Source organism: Chryseobacterium edaphi (assembly GCF_025628985.1).
GTDB classification, from domain to species: domain Bacteria; phylum Bacteroidota; class Bacteroidia; order Flavobacteriales; family Weeksellaceae; genus Chryseobacterium; species Chryseobacterium edaphi.
This window is the reverse complement of the sequence record NZ_JAOTEM010000001.1, coordinates 952,620-971,847: the sequence shown is the minus strand read 5'-3', so window position 1 is coordinate 971,847 and position 19,228 is coordinate 952,620. Positions and strand designations below refer to the sequence as shown.

Genomic DNA, 19,228 nt, shown 5'->3' with positions numbered 1-19,228 from the left:
AAAATATAGAATAAAAATTTGCAGTATTATTACTGCAAATTTTTTTTGAACTGTTATGAACTTTTTAAATAAAAATTACACGAAAGAAGCCCTCACTTTAGCACTTCCTGTAATGCTTACGCAAGTCGGGCAAGTTTCGGTGAACTTATTTGATAATATTATTGTCGGAAAATTGCTTGGAGCAGATGCTTTGGCTTCCGTATCTTTAGGAAACGCTGTGTTTTTCTCAATGTTTGTTTTGGCATTGGGATTTTCTTTTGCGATTCCGCCACTGGTTTCTGAAGCACATTCGCAAAATGATCACAAAACGATCAATTCAGTTTTCAGTCATGGTTTCGTCATTAATATGTCGGTCGGAATTCTTCTGATGACAATTCTTTTTTTGGGATTACCACTGCTCTACAAATCCGGACAACCGGAAAAAATCATTCCAGATACGGTAGATTTTCTTTGGATCATGGCAATCAGCATTGTTCCATTTATGGCATTCCAGACATTAAGAGAAGTTTCTGAAGGACTTTCTTACACGATCGGAGTTACTAAGGCGACAATTATTGCCAACGTAATCAACATTGTTTTAAACTATGTTTTCATCAAAGGATTATGGATTTTCCCTGAAATGGGGGTGAAAGGTTCAGCTTTAGCAAGTTTAATTGCGAGAGTTTTTATGGTTGTTTTTCTCTATTATGTTTTACTTAAAGAAAAAAAGACAAGACAGTATATCAAAGATTTCACATTAAAAGTAGAAGTTTTCTCAAAGAAAATGTTTGAAAAAATGATAAGAATCGGTTTCCCTACCGCTTTGCAGATGTTTTTTGAAGTGACTGCTTTCGCCGCAGCAGCTTTTATTTGCGGACTGATTTCTTCACACGACATTGCTTCACATCAAATTGCATTAAGCATGGCTTCGTTTACTTTTAATTTATGTATCGGTTTTAGTGTTGCTTCAACAGTGATGATCGGGAGAAAATTAGGCGAACAAAATTTCGTTGAACTTAGAAAAGTCGGGATCAATAATTTGAAAATTGCTTTTATTTTTATGTGTATTTGTGGTGTAATCTTTATTTTGGGACGAAATATTCTTCCGACATTCTTTACTAAAAGTGAAGAAATAGAAGTAATTACTTTAGCCTCAAAACTCATGATTATCGCTGCTCTTTTCCAATTGTCAGACGGAATTCAGGTAACTGCTTTAGGAACTTTAAGAGGATTACAGGATGTGAAAGTTCCTTCTATTTACACGTTTATTGCATATTGGGTGATTACAATTCCTTTAGGATATTTCCTTTGTGTAACGATGAAAATGGGCGCTTTCGGAATGTGGATTGCTCTCGGATTAGGATTAACGATTTCCGCAGTAATGCTCGTCATACGATTTCTCAATTTGTCTGCGAAGAGAATTGAATCAAATAAATTATAAATTGAAAGCGGTCTTTTTAGATCGTTTTTTTTATATTTATATTTAAAACATATTAAGGATTTGACAATAGATCAAATTAGAAAAAGCGCTTTAAACTGGGATGAAAAAATTTCAAGATTAGAAATTATTATTGAGGGAGTGAATAAAGCTATAAAAAATCTTTTTCATAACGAACTATCAAGTGATTGGTGGGGAACTATGGACGAAAGACAGGAGTGTGAAGCAATTTACCGATTGGCAATTTTAGCTTTTGAAAATTATATTTATTCAACAATCAGAATTTATTTTAAAGAAAAAGATTACTCAAAATTTTATGAATTTGAGCCAAATGTTGATTTGATTATTAAGTTGGCAAAGCATATAACTTCAGGAGAAAATACAGATCAGGAAGCATTAAAAAAATTTAACTTAACAACAAATGATTATCCTATTTATAACGGAATCAATCTTTTAAATGCAGATAAAAATCTTGATGAAATTGTTGAAATTCTCAAAAGATGGAGAACCAAACTTATTCACATAATATATCCAATTTCAGATTCATTATAATTGTAAATTACCTAAGAACGTTACTTTATTATTCAATCTTTTTTAAAGCTTTATTCATACTTCTCAGTGAAATTCCTAAATAAGCAGCCATATCACTTTTTGAGATTTTCATTTCTTTTGTTTTTACATCCAGAAGTTCCGATAAAGTATTTTCTGTAAGCTGTTGATGAGACGCTCTACTGGAAGTCTGTACGATACGTTCTGCGAAAACATCAAGCAAAAGATTATTGATAGTTAAATCATTTTTGATTAATGATTGAAAATAAGGTATCGTCATCAAATAAACCTGCACTTCTGTCATGGCTTCGATACTGCAAAGACAAGGAACGTTTTTGATCACTTCTATTTCACCGATGATCTCACCTTTCCCCAAGAATTCGACAATATATTCTTTATCATTTTCTTCTACGAAAAAACATTTAGTGATTCCACTTTTGATAAGCATTATTTCATCAGAAACTTCATTCTGTGTCAGTATTCTATCTTCTTTATCAAAAGATTTGAGAATTATTTCCTGCTTGTTTTCTTGCTTATTATAGAGCTCGTCAAGATAATCTAAAAATATTGGATTGGTTCGTATCATAACTGTTTACGACAATTTTTCTTCAATTTTATATTGAATTTTTGTCGACAGAAAATTACAAAATCTAAAGTAAACAGAATATGAACATTGCGATTACAATGATTGGTATTTATATCGAATCTAATTTCTATTAAACTTTAATTGATTTTCATGAAATTCCTTAAATTACCATATAATTTAAACATTAAAATGGAAGGATTGATTCTTGAAACAACTCGACTTCTGCTCAGAGAATTTAATATGAATGATGCAGAAAGCTTTTATGACTTAAATTTAAATCCAAATGTTATAAAATATACCGGAAATTTAGCATTTAAAGATATTGATGAGGCTAAAAGATTCTTAGAAAATTATTCTGACTATAAAGAAAATGGTTTCGGAAGATGGGCAGTAATCAACAAATCAACAACAGAATTTCTTGGTTGGTGCGGATTAAAATATGATAAAAAATCACATGAAACGGATATTGGTTTCAGATTTTTTGAAAATTTCTGGAGTCAGGGTTTCGCGACCGAAAGTGCAAAAGCCTGTTTAAATTACGGATTCGAAAAACTCAATCTAAAAACAATTATAGGAAGAGCAATGAAAGAAAATCAGGCATCCATTAAAGTCTTGGAAAAAATCGGACTCCACTATGTAAAAGATTTTGACTTTGATGGTCAGAAAGGATTAATTTACAAAATTGAAAATACAAAATATTAAAATTCCAATGGACAACATTATACTTAAAGCTGTAAATCAAAATGATATAGAGCAACTACAGCAAATAGCAAAGCAAACTTTTTTTGACACATTCTCACCACATAATACTGAAGAGAATATGATGAAATATCTCAGCGAAGGATTTACAGAAGAAAAATTAATTTCAGAAATACAGAATCAAAACTCAAAATTTTACTTTGCACTTTCCGAAAATAAGGTAATCGGTTATTTGAAAGTCAATATTGGTGATGCGCAAACCGAATTACAGAATAGTAATGCTTTAGAAATAGAAAGAATCTACGTTTCTAAAGATTTCCATGGTCAAAAAGTCGGACAAATACTTTATGATAAAGCATTACAGATTGCTAAAGATGAAAATGTTGATTATGTCTGGCTCGGAGTTTGGGAAGAAAATTTACGTGCAATACAGTTTTACAGGAAAAACGGTTTTAAGGAATTTAACAAGCATATTTTCAAGTTTGGTAACGAAGAACAGACAGATATAATGATGAAGTTAGATTTAAGATAGTTCATTTGATTGATAAAAGTCCGAATTTAAAATCCATAAAAAAAGCGGTAAAAAAATTACCGCTTTCTATATTTTAAAGTATTACATCTACCATTCTGAAGCTCTTCTTCTTTTTTCTATCATTCCGTCGATAGAAAATCTACCTGCTCCTAAAACCATTATTAAAAGATAGATACTTAAATAGAGTAAACTTATTTCTCTTTTATCAAAAGCATCTGAACCATGAACTATAAAGCCTGCAACAAACATTGTAAACATCAGAAATCCTACTGCAATTCTGGTGAATAATCCCAATATCAGAAATATTGAACAAACAAATTCTGCAAAAACAGTTAGACCCAAAGATATTTTTGGTCCCAATCCCAGAAAATCAAAAAACTTGATATCTCCTCCCTCAAGCAACATCTGAAGTTTTGGAAAACCATGAGATAACATAGCAAATCCTACAAATAATCTTACAATTAATAATACAATGTCGATGAGTACCAGATTCGTTTTTGAATTAAAATAGGTCATTGATTGAATATTTATTTTAAAGATAAGAAAAATCTACTTATACAACGATGAATATTGACTTTTTAGTCTATCTGTATCCGAAATTCTTCAGATCTCTGTCGTTTTTTCTCCAGTCTTTTTTTACTTTAACAAACAGATTCAAATGAATTTTTTTTGCGAAAAATTTCTCCAGATCTATTCTTGCTTCAGTTCCTACTTTTTTGATGGCTTCACCTTTATGACCAATGATAATTCCTTTTTGGGTGTCTCTTTCTACATAAATGATAGAATCAATAAAAATAATTCCTTCATTTTCTTTGAACATTTCTGTCACAACTTCTACAGAATATGGAATTTCCTTTTCATAATTTAAAAGGATTTTTTCACGAATTGCTTCGTTCACAAAGAATCTTTCTGGCTTATCAGTATACATATCTTTGTCATAATAGGCCGGACTTTCCGGTAACATTGATTTTAATTTTGGTAAAATAACATCAATATTAAAAGCATTTAGAGCAGAAATAGGAAGAATCTCCGCTTTAGGAATTCTTTCGTGCCATTCGGTTGCTATTTTCTCAAGACCTTCCTGATTGGTCTGGTCAATTTTATTTAATAATAATAAAACCGGAACCGGAATCTTGTTTAATTTTTCAATTAAAAATTCTGATTGTTCTGATTTATCGGTAACGTCTACAATGAAAAGGAAAACGTCTGCATCCTGTAAAGAATCTTTCACAAAATCCATCATTTTTTCCTGCAAACCGTATTTAGGATCCAAAACTCCGGGAGTATCAGAAAATACGATCTGTAAGTCTTCTTCGTTATAAATTCCAAATATTCTATGTCTGGTTGTCTGTGCCTTTTGAGTTACGATTGCCAGTTTTTCACCCATCAATTGATTCAGAAGGGTTGATTTTCCGGCGTTTGGCTTTCCAACGATATTTACAAATCCTGCTTTATGCATATAAAAAAATTAAGTCGCTTTTATTACGATTTGCAAAGTTAGTAAAACAAAATCGGTCTTGTGGTCTATATTAAAATTAGATGCTGAAAAAAGTGTATTTTTGAATGAAGATAATTTAAAATCGCAAGGTTAAACTAAGGGTTTTTGATAGACAAATATTTTATGAGATAGACAAAGCCGTTTCACTTATCTACGAAATACAAAGAAATAACTTTCAGCTAAATAACTTCTGCAAATATTAATTTCTATATGAATATTGACGAGATTATTGATCGCATCTACCCTCTTCCTTTAGCTTCAAAGGAAAATCTGAAACAATTTATTACAGAAGTTGATCATCCAAAAGGTTTCTGTTTAATGGAATCCAATAAAATTATTCCGCAAATTTATTTTTTAAAAAAAGGAATTGCACGAGCTTATGCTTCGACAGAAAATAATGACATCACTTTCTGGTTCGGAACTGAAGGAGAGCCAATCGTATCAATGAAAAGTTATGTAGATGAAAAACCTGGTTATGAAAGTATCGAACTTCTTGAAGATTGCGAATTGTATCAATTAGAGACGAAAAAATTGAAACAACTTTTCAACGAAGATATTCATATTGCTAATTGGGGAAGAAAATTTGCAGAACGAGAATTGGTAAAAACGGAAGAACTGATCATCTCAAGACAATATAAAACTGCGTTGGAAAGATATAAAGATCTGTTGCGAGAGAAACCTTATCTTTTGCAAAGAGTTCAGTTGGGACATATTGCTTCGTATTTGGGAATTACCCAAGTAAGTTTGAGCAGAATTCGCGCAGAAATAAAATAATCTTAATTTAAACTCTCGCTGATTATGCTGATGAAGCAGATTTATTTTCTTGATCTGCTTAATTTGCCAAATATGCGAGATAAATATTTATATTTTAAGTAAAATTTCTATTCAAGATAAAATCTGATCATTTTTTATCATTTGTAAAATTTTAAACCAAATCAAATTCCCAATTTTGCAACATAAATTAATTTTATGAATTGGGTTATTTTAATTATTGCAGGATTATTTGAAGTTGGCTTTGCCTCTTGTTTAGGAAAAGTAAAAGAAACCTCAGGAAGCGAAATGTATTGGTGGTTTGGTGGTTTTCTGGCTTGTCTTACAATCAGTATGCTGCTTCTCATTAAAGCTACGGAAACATTACCAATAGGAACCGCATATGCAGTCTGGACAGGAATTGGCGCAGTAGGAACCGTCTTAATGGGAATTTTAGTCTTTAAAGATCCTATAAGTTTTTGGAGAGTATTTTTTATCTGTACTTTGATTGGTTCTGTGATTGGATTAAAAGCGGTTTCTCATTGATTAATTGTACAAATTAAATTTAATATTTATCACCAGTTGCAGAATAATTTTATTTTGTATCTTTAGATAAAAATTTACATGAAAAAAGCTTTACTCTTTTTAACATTTCTCAGCAATTTTATTTCTGCACAAAACGCTGATCTTTTTAGTAACAATTGGTACATTTCGCAAATGATTATCAATAATCAAACTACAGTAAGTCCGATTATGCAAGTTCCAACAGGGACTTCTTTGTTCAGTAATAATGGAGGTACTTATAATTTTAACTCGTCTTATTACAATACAGCTGGTTCTACAATCACTTTCAATACGGTGACAGATAGCTTTACCAGACAAGGTGGAGGTTGTACTTTATTGGTTTATAATGGTACAAATGCAACTGCAGCACAAGCTTATGATCAGAAAAATTGTGATTTTTATTTGAATACAACTTCAGGAGCAATTTTTAATTATCAGATTGTAAATAATGGTAGTTCCAAAACTCTTATCATAACAAGTCCTAATGGAGATAAAATATACTATAACAATTCATTTTTGGGAACAAAGGATCATGTAATTGAAAAGAGTATAAAAATCTACCCAAATCCTGCGAAAGATTTTTTAACAATAGAAAATATTGAAAGAAATTTAAATCTGAAAATTTATGAAATGTCAGGTAAATTGGTTTACGAAACTTTGACTTCTGACAAATCCGTAAAAGTTGATGTGAGTCAATTTCAAAAAGGTCAATATATTTTGATGATTGAAAATTTCAAGCCTGAACTTTTTATAAAAGATTAATTTTTAGGTTTAAATCAAACAAAAAACGTCTTCAGATTTTGAAGACGTTTTTTTATTTTTTATAAACCACAGGTAAAATTTCGTTGTGATTGAGTCCGTATTTTAAAATTTCAGCATCGCTGAATTGTTTTGAATAAAAATTGGGTTCAGTTTCAAAACCAACATTTCTCAAACGATCAAAATAATCCATTCCGTACCAACGAACATGGTCGTACTGACCAAAATGTTTCTGACGTTCTTTCGGATCTTTTATCGTAAAATCTTCATACGTTTTCTCCAAAGAATTTTTCATAGGAACCTGGATAATTCCCCAACCGCCCGGTTTCAAAACTCGGTACAATTCGCTCATTGCTTTAGAATCATCTTCAATATGTTCTAAAACGTGATTACAGAAGATCACATCGAAAGTGTCATTTTCAAAAGGTAAATCTAAAATATCAGCTTTTACATCTACAATCGGAGAATATAAATCTGCGGAAATATAATTGAGATTACTCATTCTTTTAAATTTTCTCAGAAATTCCTGTTCCGGGGCGATGTGAAGAACTTTAGAATTTTTAATGAAAAAATCGGTTTCATTCTGAAGATAGAGCCACATTTGGCGGTGTCTTTCCAGGCTCAAAGTTCCGGGTGACAAAGCATTTTCTCTCTGTTTTCCGTAGCCGTAAGGAAGAAATTTCCTGTAAGATCTTCCGTCAATCGGATCAAAAAACTGATCTCCTTTAAAGAACTGATAAATGAGCGGTCGCGCCCAAACACTCATCTGAATAAGCATCGGACGAGGGATTTTATTTAATAAAAACTTAGTCAGCTTTTTCATTAAAATTCCATTTGGAAAGGCTTTTCTTCATCGCTTTCGATTCCTAAAGCTTCATAAACATATTTAAATGTAGAAAGTAACACAGGTTTTCCGTTAATTACCGCTACATCATGCTCAAAATGCGCTGAAGTAAGGTTATCAAGAGTTGTAACCGTCCAACCATCATTATGGAATTTCACTTTTTCAGTTCCCAAATTCACCATTGGTTCGATCGCAATCGTCAAACCATCTTTGATGATTTTACCACTTCCCTGTCTTCCGTAGTTTGGAACTTGCGGATCTTCATGCATTTTTCTACCAACTCCATGACCAACCAATTCTCTTACAACACCATAACCCTCTTTCTCGCAATGAGACTGAATCGCATGAGAAATATCTCCAATTCTTTTGCCTCTCACACATTGTTCGATTCCTTTGTATAAAGATTCTTTGGTTACTTTAAGCAGCTTTTTGATTTCAGGTTTTACTTCTCCAATTTCGAAAGTATAAGCGTGATCTCCTACAAAACCATTCAAAACAGCTCCGCAATCCACAGAAAGTACGTCACCTTCTTTGATTTCTTCTTTGCTTGGAAAACCGTGAACTACTTGTTCGTTAGGTGAAATACACAACGAATACGGAAAGCCTCCGTATCCTAAAAATGCAGGTTCTGCACCGTGATCTTTGATGAAATCGTGAGCTAATTTATCTAAATATAAAGTGGTAATTCCCGGTTTGATTTCCTTTGCCAACATTCCTAATGTGCGCGAAACCAACTGAGCACTTTCTCTCATAAGACGAAGCTCGTCTATCGTTTTTAATTGAATCATTGTTTAATTTATAAATGTAACAATATAACAGTGTATCAGCGTAACAATGTCTGCTCATTCTGATTGGTAGATTGTTGTGTTGGTAAATTATTACATTAATTATTTTACCAGAAAAGTCCTTTTTTCTTTTCTTTTTTTAGTTTTGAATATGCTAAAACTTCCTTCCCTTCTACACGGAATTCTATTCTTTCATTAATAATATTGTAGATTTCTCCCCAACCAGGAAAACCTCCAAGATTCCTGTCATCGATAAACCAATCTGCATCCAGTTTTCTTGATTGCGTTTCGCTGTCAAAAACTTCACCTTCAAAACTTGAATTAATAGCATAGAACTCCACTCCGTTTTTTCTGCAAAATTCTATGGCTTCATCAAGAGTTTTACCGTGTCTGTACGTCCACAAAATCAATCTATATCCTTGAGTCTGGAGTTTTTTCAGTGTCTCGAACGCAAAAATCTTTGCCTTTCCAATTCCGGGATAAGCATCATCTACGATTGTTCCGTCGAAATCTACAGCAATTTTTTTATTACTAATCATTTTGTTCTTTTTAGCTTGGCAAAGATAATAAATAATTAAAAGAGTGCCGAAAAAACATCCGGCACTCCTACTTATAATTTAATGTTAAATTGGAAATTAGTGTTTTACCCAGCTAAACTGAAACTGAAGATCAGGTGTAGAAACCCTGTCTGTGATTTTTTGTAGTCTCGATGGTAGCTTCATCAGGTATTCCTGAGCTTTTTCAGCTTTTTCTGTAAGACCCGTAACGTGTTCGATTTTCCATTCATCCAACAAATCTTTCATGATATTGATGTAATCCTGACCTGTATAAACCATACATCTTTGCGCCGCATCTGAAAAATGTCCCCAAAGTTCTCCTGCTTTTTGTCCTGACTGTCTCATTAAGTGAGCAGGCATTACGATTTTCTTACGCATCATATCTTCAAAAGCCAGAATCATTTCTGACGGATCAAGCTCAAGGATTTTTGCTACAAAATGTTTATAAGCTTTTGCATGTCTTGCTTCATCTGCAGCAATAACTCCGCACATTTTTGCTAATTTTCCGTTTCCGGATTGTTTTGCTAAAGTTCCTACTCTTCTGTGAGAAATATTCGTTGCAGTCTCCTGAAAACTTGTGTACACGAAATTTCTATATGGATCCATGCTTGTTCCCAAATCAAAACCATCACTGATTAAGTATTGAGTAGTAATTTCAACTTCTCGCATATTGACTCTTCCGCACAGATAGAGATATTTGTTTAATAAATCTCCGTGACGGTTTTCTTCACCTGTCCAAGATCTCACCCAATTTGCCCAACCTACTTTTTCTTCCTGATCTACTCCGTCAACTCCCATCAACCATGATTCGTAAGATGGTAAAGCTTCTTCGGTAATACAGTCACCAATTAAGGTCACAAAAAGGTCGTAAGGCATTTCGTGCGCAAAAGTCTGAATTTCATCTAAATCGTATTTAAAATCATCACTTGAAGGATCAGGTAAATAGTCTGATGGCTGCCAGATTTTTTCAATTGGCGTCAAAAATTTATCAAGAAAAGAACCTACTTCCTTTTCCAAAATACCCATTACCTCTTTTCTTACGAGTTTATTGTACATTCTAAAATACGTTTATAATTTACAAAGATATTAATATTTTATTATTTGGAGCATAATATTATATGTCTCTCATAGCATGTCTGACCAAAATCATAAAAAAAATACCGACATCTTCAAAGATAACGGTATTTATATCATATTATTTTAAATTTTAGCTCACTAAAATATCTCCCGTCATAATTGCCGGAATTTCGACTCCCATCACTGATAAAATTGTTGGAGCCATATCTCCCAATTTACCTGGTTTTAAATTCCATTCATGATCTTTATCCATCACAATTAGAGGAACTAAATTGGTTGAATGCTGCGTATTTGGCGAACCATCTGCGTTAATCATTACGTCAGAATTTCCATGATCTGCAAGAATAAATACAGCGTAACCATGCTCGTAAGCTGTTGTTGCCACTTTTTCAATACATTTATCTACAGTTTCGGCAGCTTTTACAGCAGCTTCAAAAACTCCTGTATGACCAACCATATCGGTATTTGCGAAATTTAAACAGATAAAATCAGCAGTTCCATTCTCTAATTCGGGAACAATAGCATTTGTAATATCGTATGCAGACATTTCAGGTTTAAGGTCATAAGTCGGAACGTCTTTCGGACTCGGACAAAGCAACCTTTTTTCACCGTGAAATTCTTCTTCACGACCTCCTGAAAAGAAAAATGTAACGTGAGGATATTTTTCTGTTTCGGCGATTCTGATCTGGCTTTTGCCGTTTCTTTCCAGAATTTCGCCCATTGTTTCTCTTAAAACTTCTTCATCAAAAACAACATGAACGTTTTCATAGGTTTTATCATAATTGGTCAACGTAACGTAATGAAGATTTAGTTTTCTCATGAAATATTCCGGCATGTCATGCTGACAAAGAACCTCTGTAATCTCTCTTCCACGATCTGTACGAAAATTGAAGCAAATCACCACATCATTATCAACAATGTTTGCAACCGGAACAACATTACCAATCTGCGTTTCTTTAACTAAAATAATTGGTTTGATAAATTCATCTGTCACTCCTTCATTATAAGAATTCTGAATGACAGAAGCAGCATCCGTTGTTCTTTGTCCAATTCCGTTGACCATCGCATCATAAGCTAATTTTACACGCTCCCAACGCTTATCTCTGTCCATTGCATAATATCTTCCGATCACGGTCGCTAATTCGCCGGTTGTAGAACTCATGTGATTTTGAAGTTCTTCGATAAAACCTAAACCTGAATGCGGATCACAATCTCTGCCGTCTGTAAATGCATGAACATAAACATTTTCGTGAAGTCCATATTCACTTGCAGCAGTTAATAATCCTTTTAAGTGGTTGATATGTGAATGCACTCCTCCATTCGAAACCAGTCCGATGAAATGTACATTTTTATTTTCTGTTTTGGCATAAGCAAAAGCTTCCTGAATGACGTCTTCATGACCTAAAGTTCCATTCTCGACTGCCATATTGAGTTTTACTAAATTTTGATACACGACTCTTCCTGCACCCAGATTCATGTGACCAACTTCAGAATTTCCCATTTGTCCCAGTGGAAGTCCGACAGCCAAACCGCTTGCTTCTAAAGTTGTATGAGGATATTTTTGATAACAGCTATCTATAAATGGTGTATTTGCCTGAGCTAATGCGGAAACTTCAGGATTTTGACCCAAACCCCATCCGTCAAGTATTGCCAGTATTGCTTTTTTTGACATCTTAATTTATTTTTTAACAAACAAATTTATCGATTTTGAAATGAATTGAAGAATTTGAGCAACTTAAATTTTTATTAAAAAAATCTTTCTTTTTCACCATTATATTTTTTCCTTATTTTTCTTTATCGCAATGAGAGACAAAGTTTTTCCAAATGAAATTTCTGAATTAGGAAAAACTAAGGCATTTCATTTAACAAAGTAATACAATGATGAATGATTTTAAGAATTGAAGTTTCTACTCTCCATTATCTGTGAAAATCTGTGTGATCTGCGGGATAATTATTCCCACGTAATGCACAGATTTTCACAGATTTTTTTAATAAAGATTTTGTATGCTTTTTATAAATTATTGAACCTTTTAAATATTTTATTAATTTTGCTGTATGGATTTACGTGATCAACTTAAAAACCTTTTTCCTGAGCATGAAGAGCAGGAATTCCAGATGCCCGAAGAACAGTTTAAGCAAAAAGAACCTTTGGTTTGTAAGTTTGAAAAGAAAGGCAGAAACGGAAAACCCGTAACCATCGTTGAAGGTTGGGAAGGAAGCGAGGAAGATTTAAAAAAGATTTCGAAAAAAATAAAAACCACACTTGGAATAGGTGGTTCTGAAAAAGACGGTACGATTATCATTCAAGGCGATAACCGTGATAAAATCATGACTATTCTTAAAGATTTGGGCTTTAAGACAAAAAGAGTCGGCGGATAATTTTTAAAAATAGATCTGCGTTTGCGGCATCAACTCTTTAAGTTTCTGAATAGTTTCTTTATCCATCGGATTTCCTGCTAAAATTAATGTTTTCAGATTTTTGAGTAGTTGAAATTCTTTCGGAAGATCTTTCAGTTGATTGTGCGCCAAATTCATACTGACAACACCTTTTAAACCTTTTATTTTTGGCGAAATTTCTTTCAGATTATTATTACTGACATTTAGAAATTCCAGATTCTCTGATCTAAATAAATATTCGGGAAGTGCAACAATGGCATTTTGCTGAAGTTCAAGATACTTTATTTTTGACGGGAATTTCACATCGGTCAAATCATTAATCTGATTGGCTGAGAGATTTAAATTTTTTAAATTTTTCATTTTATTTAAATCCTTCGATACAAAACTGATCTGATTGCTGCTGAGATTAATATTTTCTAAGGCAGCAATTTCTAATAACGCTTCAGGAAAAACATTGAGATTATTGGCATCTAAATCTACTGTTTTCAGCTTCTGAAGTTTTGCAAAATTTGGATTTATCTTTGTTAGACTATTCAGATTTATAGAAAAAGTGGTTAGTTTTTTAAGATTACCAATTTCGTCCGGAATGAATTTAATGCTGTTGGAATTGATATTTAATATTTCCAACTCTTTCAATTTAAAAATTTCATCATCCATTTTTTCTAAATTATTTCCCATCAGATTCAGAAAAAAAACAGAATCCATCTTCACGAGATCAGGAGGTACATTAAACATCCCTTTGTCTCTGAAGCTCATACTGTAGACTGTTTTTCCGCTCTTCAAAGCATCATCAATATTGGTGTAAGTTGGATATTTTATAGGATCAATCTGTGCTTTAAATTGATATGCAGACAGGAGAGCTATGATGAGGACTAATTTTTTCATGTGGAATAATTTTTTTTATAAAAATGATATAGCAGCGATTTGATAAAAATAAAAAAGCCGCCGACAAAGAAAATGCCGGCAGCAGTGAAAGAAAATTAGTAATTATTTTCTGAGAATTTTCACGGTTTTCTGGAATCCTTCAGCTTCTATATTCAGCATCAAAACTCTTGTAGACTGAAGTTGAGATGTGAAATCTAAATCTAGAGATGAATTGTTTCCTGTAAATTTCTTTTGATAAACAATTTTACCATCCATACTGTAAGCAGTCACTTCAAGATTTTTCAAAGCTTTCGGAGATGTGATTTTCACCAATCCTGATGTAGGATTCGGAGAAACGGTAACTTCTGTTTCTTTGATCGTTTCTGTAGTTCCCAACACAGCAGTTGTACCCAGAAATTGTTGTAAAGCAATGACCATTGTTGCAGATTTTCCTTTGTAGTCAATCACGTTTCCGGTTGCATCAGTATCTGTAGCGATCGTAGAATCCGGATGCTGCACTGAGAAGAATCCGAATTTATGATCCGGTGTGAACGTCAAACCAGTTGGCTCAGAACCTGCAGGCATTGAAGCAAACAATCTCACTTTAGGATTTGCCGCAGTATGATCAGGAGCAATTACCCAGATGTAGTTTTTACCACCATCCTGAAGAACCCAAAGATTCCCTAATTCGTCGAACGTAAGGTTGTCATTACCATCTCCCCAAGATTCTGTTTTTACACCTTGTGCTGTATTAAATGAATATTGAGTTGTTAATCCTCCTGCGAAAACTTCTACCTGCGAAGCTGTCATTCCGTTATCCTGCAAACGGTAGATTTTGTTTAAACCTTTAGCTGTAAAATATACTTTACCGTCTAATGGACTGATTTCTACGTCTTCGACACCATTGAATGCAGTACCACCTAAAGATAATGCAAGAGCTTGTGTATTATTTTGATCTGCCTGTAATTTATTAGGAACCTGTATCCATGTAGCAGTTGTACCAGTAGGATTTCCTGCGGATAATGGTTGATCTAGATGCAATACATATAAATTTCCGGATGTAAGATTATTTGGAGTATCCATCACGTATTTGTACACTAAATTTGTTCCACCATCTTCACCGTAGTACGCAGTAGTTCCGGCATTATTTACCACGACATTTTCGTGATTCATAATTCCCATCTGCCAAAGCTTATCTTTTGTTCCGTTGGTATTATGTGACATTACCTGAGCAGTTGCAGGATTAATTTCTACCAACCAACCGTAATCTTTGTAACCGTCTGCATTCGTATCGCTTCCTGTTACTGATTCTTCAGCTGTAACGATGGTTCCCCAAGGAGTAACTCCACCAGAACAGTTTCTGATCGTCTGAACCAAACTTGTCGCAGAAAAACTAACTCCTCTTGATTTTGTTAATTGCCAAAGTTTACTTGTAGGATTATAATTAATTTCTGCCATCGTTACTCCACCCGGATTGGTCTCGTGATTTACAGAAAGATAACCGTTTGTGCTGCTTGCGTTTTTGGCTACATAACCTGTAAAATCGTTTTGTCCGCCAACAAATCCGCCTCCTTCTGTGTAAGCATCACCTTCTTTCAGGATCATCTGATATCTGTGCTCTGCAGGAATAATCAGTTTTGAAGTCTGTGATGTAGGAACGATTGAAGTAAAGCAACTGATGTGAGTTCCTGTACAAGTATTGGCAGGAGGTATTACTGTACCGGTATTTTTAAGATAAGCATCAATGGTCAAATCAGAACTTCCTGCACTTCTGTTATGTAATTCAATTGAAATTCTATTATTACCCTGTACAAATTTATTTTTCGGAATTGAAAAAATATTGATTGCGGTTTCTGCTGCACCGTCAATCGTTGTACTTGAGAAATCTGCATGATTAACAACTCCAGCCGGCATATTATCTCTGATTACTTCTTCACCATTCAAATAAACAATGATACCGTCGTCTCTTCTTACACCAAATTCCATAGTTGCAGTAAGATCTGCCAAGTTTACAGTAAAATCTTTAGTAAGATAAGCAGTGTCTATACCTGTAACAAAGCTAGTCGTCACTGGATCACCATAACCTAAAGGCCCGTTTCCTGATGCCCATGTTGAAGTGTCATAATTGGCATCCTTCCATGTGCTGACAAGAGCTACATCATTGTCATTAAATTTCCAAGATGATCCCAAAGGAAAAATTGTCGTTTGAGCCTGAAATGCTGTACTCGTCATCAAAACAAGTGCTGCAACTGTAAGTAGTTTTCTTTTCATTTTATAAATACCTTTATTATTTCGATGCAAAACTATCTTATTGTATCGAGCCCTCTGTTAATAGGGTTTTAATTAAATACTGGCAAATATTAATTAATCTCAAACCTAATATTACGGGGATTAATTAATTGTTAAATCAACGGTAAACACTTAATATTATAATGACAAAAGCCATCTCAAACGGATGACTTTTATATTTAAAAATCTTAAATTTTACTTCACTTTTGCTTTGCTTACATCTGTCAGAGAATTTAGAAAAGCGATGATCTGTTTGATTTCAGTATCTGTAAGGTTCAATTTATCGGCAGGTAAAGTCTGATTATTTATTTTTAAACCTAAACCTTCTGCGCCGCCTTCGTTATAAAAGTCTAAAACTTCTTCCAAAGTATTGAAAGCTCCATTATGAAAGTAAGGTTTGGTTAAAGCAATATTTCTTACGGTCATTGTTTTAAAAGAATTTTCGTAGATCCACGAGTCTTCTTTTTTGACATTACTTTTTATTCTTCCCCGATCAGAATCTATTTCTAATGGAGAAATTTTAATCGGTTTTTTAGTTACTCCCAAAACTTCCGATTCATTTTCATTGAAAAACGGCGGAACCAAACCTGAAAAATGGGGTGCAAAATGACACGTTGCGCAATTGGCTTTTCCCATAAAAAGATTAAATCCTTTTTTGGCATCGTCAGAAATTTCTTTTTCGTTTCTCATGAAACGGTCAAAATCGCTATCGAAAGAATAAAGTGATGCTACATAAGAACTCAGTGCTTTAGAGAAATTCTGCTTATCAATGTTTCCATTTTTGAATGCTTGGCGGAATACTTTTTTATATTCTGGTTTTGTTTTCAGTTTTTTGATGATGCTTTCATAGCTTGTATTAAATTCTTCATTGTTGTAAATAACGTGTTCTGCTTGTTGTTCGAGATAAAAAGCACGCATATCGTAGAAAAATCTTTTGGCAAAAACTGCATTATATAAGGAAGGAGAATTTCTTAAAACCGTTTTTCCTTCGACGTTACTTAAAGATTTAATTTTTCCGTCTGCAAAGCCTTTTTGCGGAAGATGACAGGTTGCACAGCTCATTTTTCCGTTATCACTCAGATTCTGGTCGAAGAATATTTCTTTTCCTAAATTTCTCAATTCTTCACTGTCTTCCGATTTTTTTAAGATGGTAAAAAAGTAAGAATCAAGAAAATCGCTGTTAAAAAAGTTTTTATTACTGACATTCCAGCCCGAAAACTCTTTTAAATCATCTGAATTTCCATCCCATTTTCCCAGCTCTTCATATAAAGGCTGCAGATAATTTTTGTAAAACTCAATGCGGTCAAAAGTTTCAAAATCTGTATTTCTAGAAAGATAAACTTTGCTTTCGGTTAAGAGTTTTTCAGCTTTTGAAGTATTAAAATTTTTAAAGTAAGATTCGGTCTTAATATATTTTTGCATTCCCTGAAAAGCAAATGAAGCTTCTTCTGAAATATTTAGTGAACCCGGTGTGTCAAAACCGGTGAGTCCTAAAGTATAGATTCTGATCAGTTCAATTCTTAAAGCTAAAGTTTTATTATTTCCTTTGCTTAAACCATTTTTGGTCGTGCTTAAATAAAAATTATTATAATTATTGTACAGAAAATCTGTGATGTCAATGATCTTATCTTTTTGCTCGGCTGCATCATCGGAGAAAATCAATTCATCAAGTACCTGCAAACCTTCCGGTGGTAAAGTATAAGCAGTAGTTCCGGCAGCTTCAATTCTGAATAAAGGAGCAGCGTTTAAATGCGTTTTAGAAAATTCAGGATAATGATAAGCAATGTAAAATTCGATTTCTTTGTACGAATTTCTGGTGTTTTTTAGAGAAAGCTGTAATTTTTCGACTGATATCTTATCCTCTTTAAAGAGATAAACGTCTGACTTTAAGTTTTCAAGATGATTTTTAAAATTCAATAAACCCAGACTGACAAAAGTCTTTTCATTTTGTAAACCTTTGTCAACCGGATTGAATGACATCGCTGAAATCCCGATAAATACGATTAGAATAAATAGAGGATAATATCTCGTAAAATTTTTCATCCGCAAAACTATCATCCTAAGGTTACCACAGTTTTAACGAAAAATTAAATAATGTTTATATTTTGCTTCATTAAAATTCATTAATTTTAAATTCCTTAAAATAAGCGAACAAAACTCTATCAAACTATATAAAAATAATTATGCTAAATAAACTTGCAGCTTCAGAACTTGTATTGAATGAAGACGGAAGCGTGTATCACTTAAACCTACTCCCTGAAGATATTGCCGATAAAGTAATTCTTGTGGGAGATCCTGACCGCGTACCGAAAGTTTCACAATATTTTGATAAAGTAGAAATCAAAAAAAATAAAAGAGAATTTTACACACACACCGGTACTTTGCGTGGCGAAAGAATTTCTGTCATGTCAACAGGAATCGGAACGGAGAATATCGATATTGTGATGAATGAGCTAGACGCTTTGGTGAATATTGATCTTAAGAAAAAGGAATTTAAAACCGAACACAAATTTCTAGAACTCTTCAGAATGGGAACTTGCGGAAGCGTTAATCCTGATGTGCAAGTTGATAATATGTTGGTGACTCAAAATGTTGTAGGTTTTGACGGATTGATGCATTTTTACCAGGATCACAATTTTGAAAATGAATTTTCGAAAAATTTTCTAGATAAATTTCCTTACGAAAAAATTAGACCAATGCTTTATTTCTCTGAATGGTCAGAAGAATTAGGTGAAGTTTTTAAAGATGCAAAATATCATGGAAATACAGCAACATTTCCAGGATTTTATGCACCACAAGGAAGAGAACTCCGCTTGAAAGCGCTTGATGATAAATTTCTTGAAACTTTAAATGATCTTGGAATTACCAATTTTGAAATGGAAACTTCAGCGATTTATGCTTTCTCTAAACTTTTAGGTCATAAAGCTATTACCGTAAATAACGTCATTGCCAATAGAAGACGTGGTGAATTCTCAGCAGATCATCATAACTCAGAAAAAAGACTGATTGGGTGGGTTTTGGAGAGAGTCATTCATTAATATAAAAAAAGGATTTCAAAATT

At 33.2% G+C, this 19,228-nt stretch carries 20 protein-coding genes; 9 read left to right on the top strand and 11 right to left on the bottom strand.

Going from position 1 to position 19,228, the window contains the following annotated elements; translation table 11 throughout:
* Window positions 1-55: 55 nt before the first annotated feature.
* Window positions 56-1,420 carry an MATE family efflux transporter gene (locus NZ698_RS04530; protein ID WP_263001898.1) on the top strand — a complete coding sequence of 455 codons (1,365 nt, stop codon included), beginning with the start codon at window positions 56-58 and terminating at the stop codon, window positions 1,418-1,420.
* 60 nt (window positions 1,421-1,480) lie between these two features.
* A complete protein-coding gene (locus tag NZ698_RS04525; RefSeq protein ID WP_263001897.1) occupies window positions 1,481-1,969 on the top strand; it encodes a hypothetical protein in 489 nt (162 codons plus the stop codon).
* A 28-nt stretch (window positions 1,970-1,997) separates the two neighbouring features.
* Here the strand turns inward: NZ698_RS04525 and NZ698_RS04520 are convergent, their stop codons facing one another.
* Window positions 1,998-2,552, bottom strand: a complete 555-nt coding sequence (locus NZ698_RS04520; protein ID WP_263001896.1) for a Crp/Fnr family transcriptional regulator — start codon at window positions 2,550-2,552, stop codon at window positions 1,998-2,000.
* Between the two features lie 150 nt (window positions 2,553-2,702).
* Between NZ698_RS04520 and NZ698_RS04515 the strand changes: the two genes are divergently transcribed.
* Both NZ698_RS04515 and NZ698_RS04510 read left to right on the top strand, forming a co-directional pair.
* A complete protein-coding gene (locus tag NZ698_RS04515; protein WP_438265551.1) occupies window positions 2,703-3,254 on the top strand; it encodes a GNAT family N-acetyltransferase in 552 nt (183 codons plus the stop codon).
* Window positions 3,255-3,261: 7 nt separating this feature from the next.
* Window positions 3,262-3,783, top strand: a complete 522-nt coding sequence (locus NZ698_RS04510; protein ID WP_263001895.1) for a GNAT family N-acetyltransferase — start codon at window positions 3,262-3,264, stop codon at window positions 3,781-3,783.
* Window positions 3,784-3,870: 87 nt separating this feature from the next.
* Here NZ698_RS04510 and NZ698_RS04505 read toward each other — a convergent pair whose 3' ends face one another.
* Both NZ698_RS04505 and era read right to left on the bottom strand, forming a co-directional pair.
* Window positions 3,871-4,299, bottom strand: coding sequence for a DoxX family protein (locus NZ698_RS04505; RefSeq protein WP_263001894.1), 429 nt, complete (start codon window positions 4,297-4,299; stop codon window positions 3,871-3,873).
* A gap of 67 nt (window positions 4,300-4,366) precedes the next feature.
* Window positions 4,367-5,242: a GTPase Era gene (gene era / locus NZ698_RS04500; RefSeq protein WP_263001893.1), complete on the bottom strand. Its 876-nt coding sequence runs from the start codon at window positions 5,240-5,242 to the stop codon at window positions 4,367-4,369.
* Window positions 5,243-5,491: 249 nt separating this feature from the next.
* On the opposite strand from era, the gene NZ698_RS04495 reads away from it, so the two are divergent.
* From NZ698_RS04495 to NZ698_RS04485, 3 genes are all read left to right on the top strand, one after another.
* Complete coding sequence (locus NZ698_RS04495) at window positions 5,492-6,055, top strand: Crp/Fnr family transcriptional regulator (protein WP_263001892.1); 564 nt, start codon at window positions 5,492-5,494, stop codon at window positions 6,053-6,055.
* A 195-nt stretch (window positions 6,056-6,250) separates the two neighbouring features.
* On the top strand, window positions 6,251-6,577 hold the full coding sequence (locus NZ698_RS04490; RefSeq protein WP_263001891.1) for a DMT family transporter: 327 nt from the start codon (window positions 6,251-6,253) through the stop codon (window positions 6,575-6,577).
* Between the two features lie 78 nt (window positions 6,578-6,655).
* A complete protein-coding gene (locus NZ698_RS04485) occupies window positions 6,656-7,357 on the top strand; it encodes a T9SS type A sorting domain-containing protein (protein ID WP_263001890.1) in 702 nt (233 codons plus the stop codon).
* A gap of 52 nt (window positions 7,358-7,409) precedes the next feature.
* On the opposite strand, the gene NZ698_RS04480 is transcribed toward NZ698_RS04485, so the two are convergent.
* From NZ698_RS04480 to gpmI, 5 genes are all read right to left on the bottom strand, one after another.
* A complete protein-coding gene (locus NZ698_RS04480) occupies window positions 7,410-8,177 on the bottom strand; it encodes a class I SAM-dependent methyltransferase (protein WP_263001889.1) in 768 nt (255 codons plus the stop codon).
* Complete coding sequence (map, locus tag NZ698_RS04475; RefSeq protein ID WP_263001888.1) at window positions 8,177-8,986, bottom strand: type I methionyl aminopeptidase; 810 nt, start codon at window positions 8,984-8,986, stop codon at window positions 8,177-8,179. Before map ends, NZ698_RS04480 begins: the two co-directional genes overlap by 1 nt.
* A gap of 104 nt (window positions 8,987-9,090) precedes the next feature.
* Complete coding sequence (locus NZ698_RS04470; RefSeq protein ID WP_263001887.1) at window positions 9,091-9,522, bottom strand: BT0820 family HAD-type phosphatase; 432 nt, start codon at window positions 9,520-9,522, stop codon at window positions 9,091-9,093.
* Between the two features lie 96 nt (window positions 9,523-9,618).
* Window positions 9,619-10,596: an acyl-ACP desaturase gene (locus tag NZ698_RS04465; RefSeq protein WP_263001886.1), complete on the bottom strand. Its 978-nt coding sequence runs from the start codon at window positions 10,594-10,596 to the stop codon at window positions 9,619-9,621.
* A 151-nt stretch (window positions 10,597-10,747) separates the two neighbouring features.
* Window positions 10,748-12,289 carry a 2,3-bisphosphoglycerate-independent phosphoglycerate mutase gene (gene gpmI / locus NZ698_RS04460; RefSeq protein WP_263001885.1) on the bottom strand — a complete coding sequence of 514 codons (1,542 nt, stop codon included), beginning with the start codon at window positions 12,287-12,289 and terminating at the stop codon, window positions 10,748-10,750.
* A gap of 383 nt (window positions 12,290-12,672) precedes the next feature.
* Here gpmI and NZ698_RS04455 point away from each other — a divergent pair, with 383 nt between their 5' ends.
* Entirely contained in the window at window positions 12,673-12,996 is a 324-nt protein-coding gene (locus tag NZ698_RS04455; protein WP_229984884.1) for a translation initiation factor, read from the top strand.
* 3 nt (window positions 12,997-12,999) lie between these two features.
* Here NZ698_RS04455 and NZ698_RS04450 read toward each other — a convergent pair whose 3' ends face one another.
* The 3 genes from NZ698_RS04450 to NZ698_RS04440 form a co-directional block, all read right to left on the bottom strand.
* Window positions 13,000-13,899 carry a leucine-rich repeat domain-containing protein gene (locus tag NZ698_RS04450; RefSeq protein ID WP_263001884.1) on the bottom strand — a complete coding sequence of 300 codons (900 nt, stop codon included), beginning with the start codon at window positions 13,897-13,899 and terminating at the stop codon, window positions 13,000-13,002.
* Window positions 13,900-14,001: 102 nt separating this feature from the next.
* The gene (locus NZ698_RS04445; RefSeq protein WP_263001883.1) at window positions 14,002-16,149 is read right to left on the bottom strand and encodes an alkaline phosphatase PhoX; all 2,148 of its coding nucleotides are present in this window, start codon (window positions 16,147-16,149) and stop codon (window positions 14,002-14,004) included.
* Between the two features lie 213 nt (window positions 16,150-16,362).
* Entirely contained in the window at window positions 16,363-18,210 is a 1,848-nt protein-coding gene (locus NZ698_RS04440; protein WP_263001882.1) for a cytochrome-c peroxidase, read from the bottom strand.
* A 140-nt stretch (window positions 18,211-18,350) separates the two neighbouring features.
* Here NZ698_RS04440 and NZ698_RS04435 point away from each other — a divergent pair, with 140 nt between their 5' ends.
* A complete protein-coding gene (locus NZ698_RS04435) occupies window positions 18,351-19,205 on the top strand; it encodes a nucleoside phosphorylase (protein ID WP_263001881.1) in 855 nt (284 codons plus the stop codon).
* Window positions 19,206-19,228 lie beyond the last annotated feature (23 nt).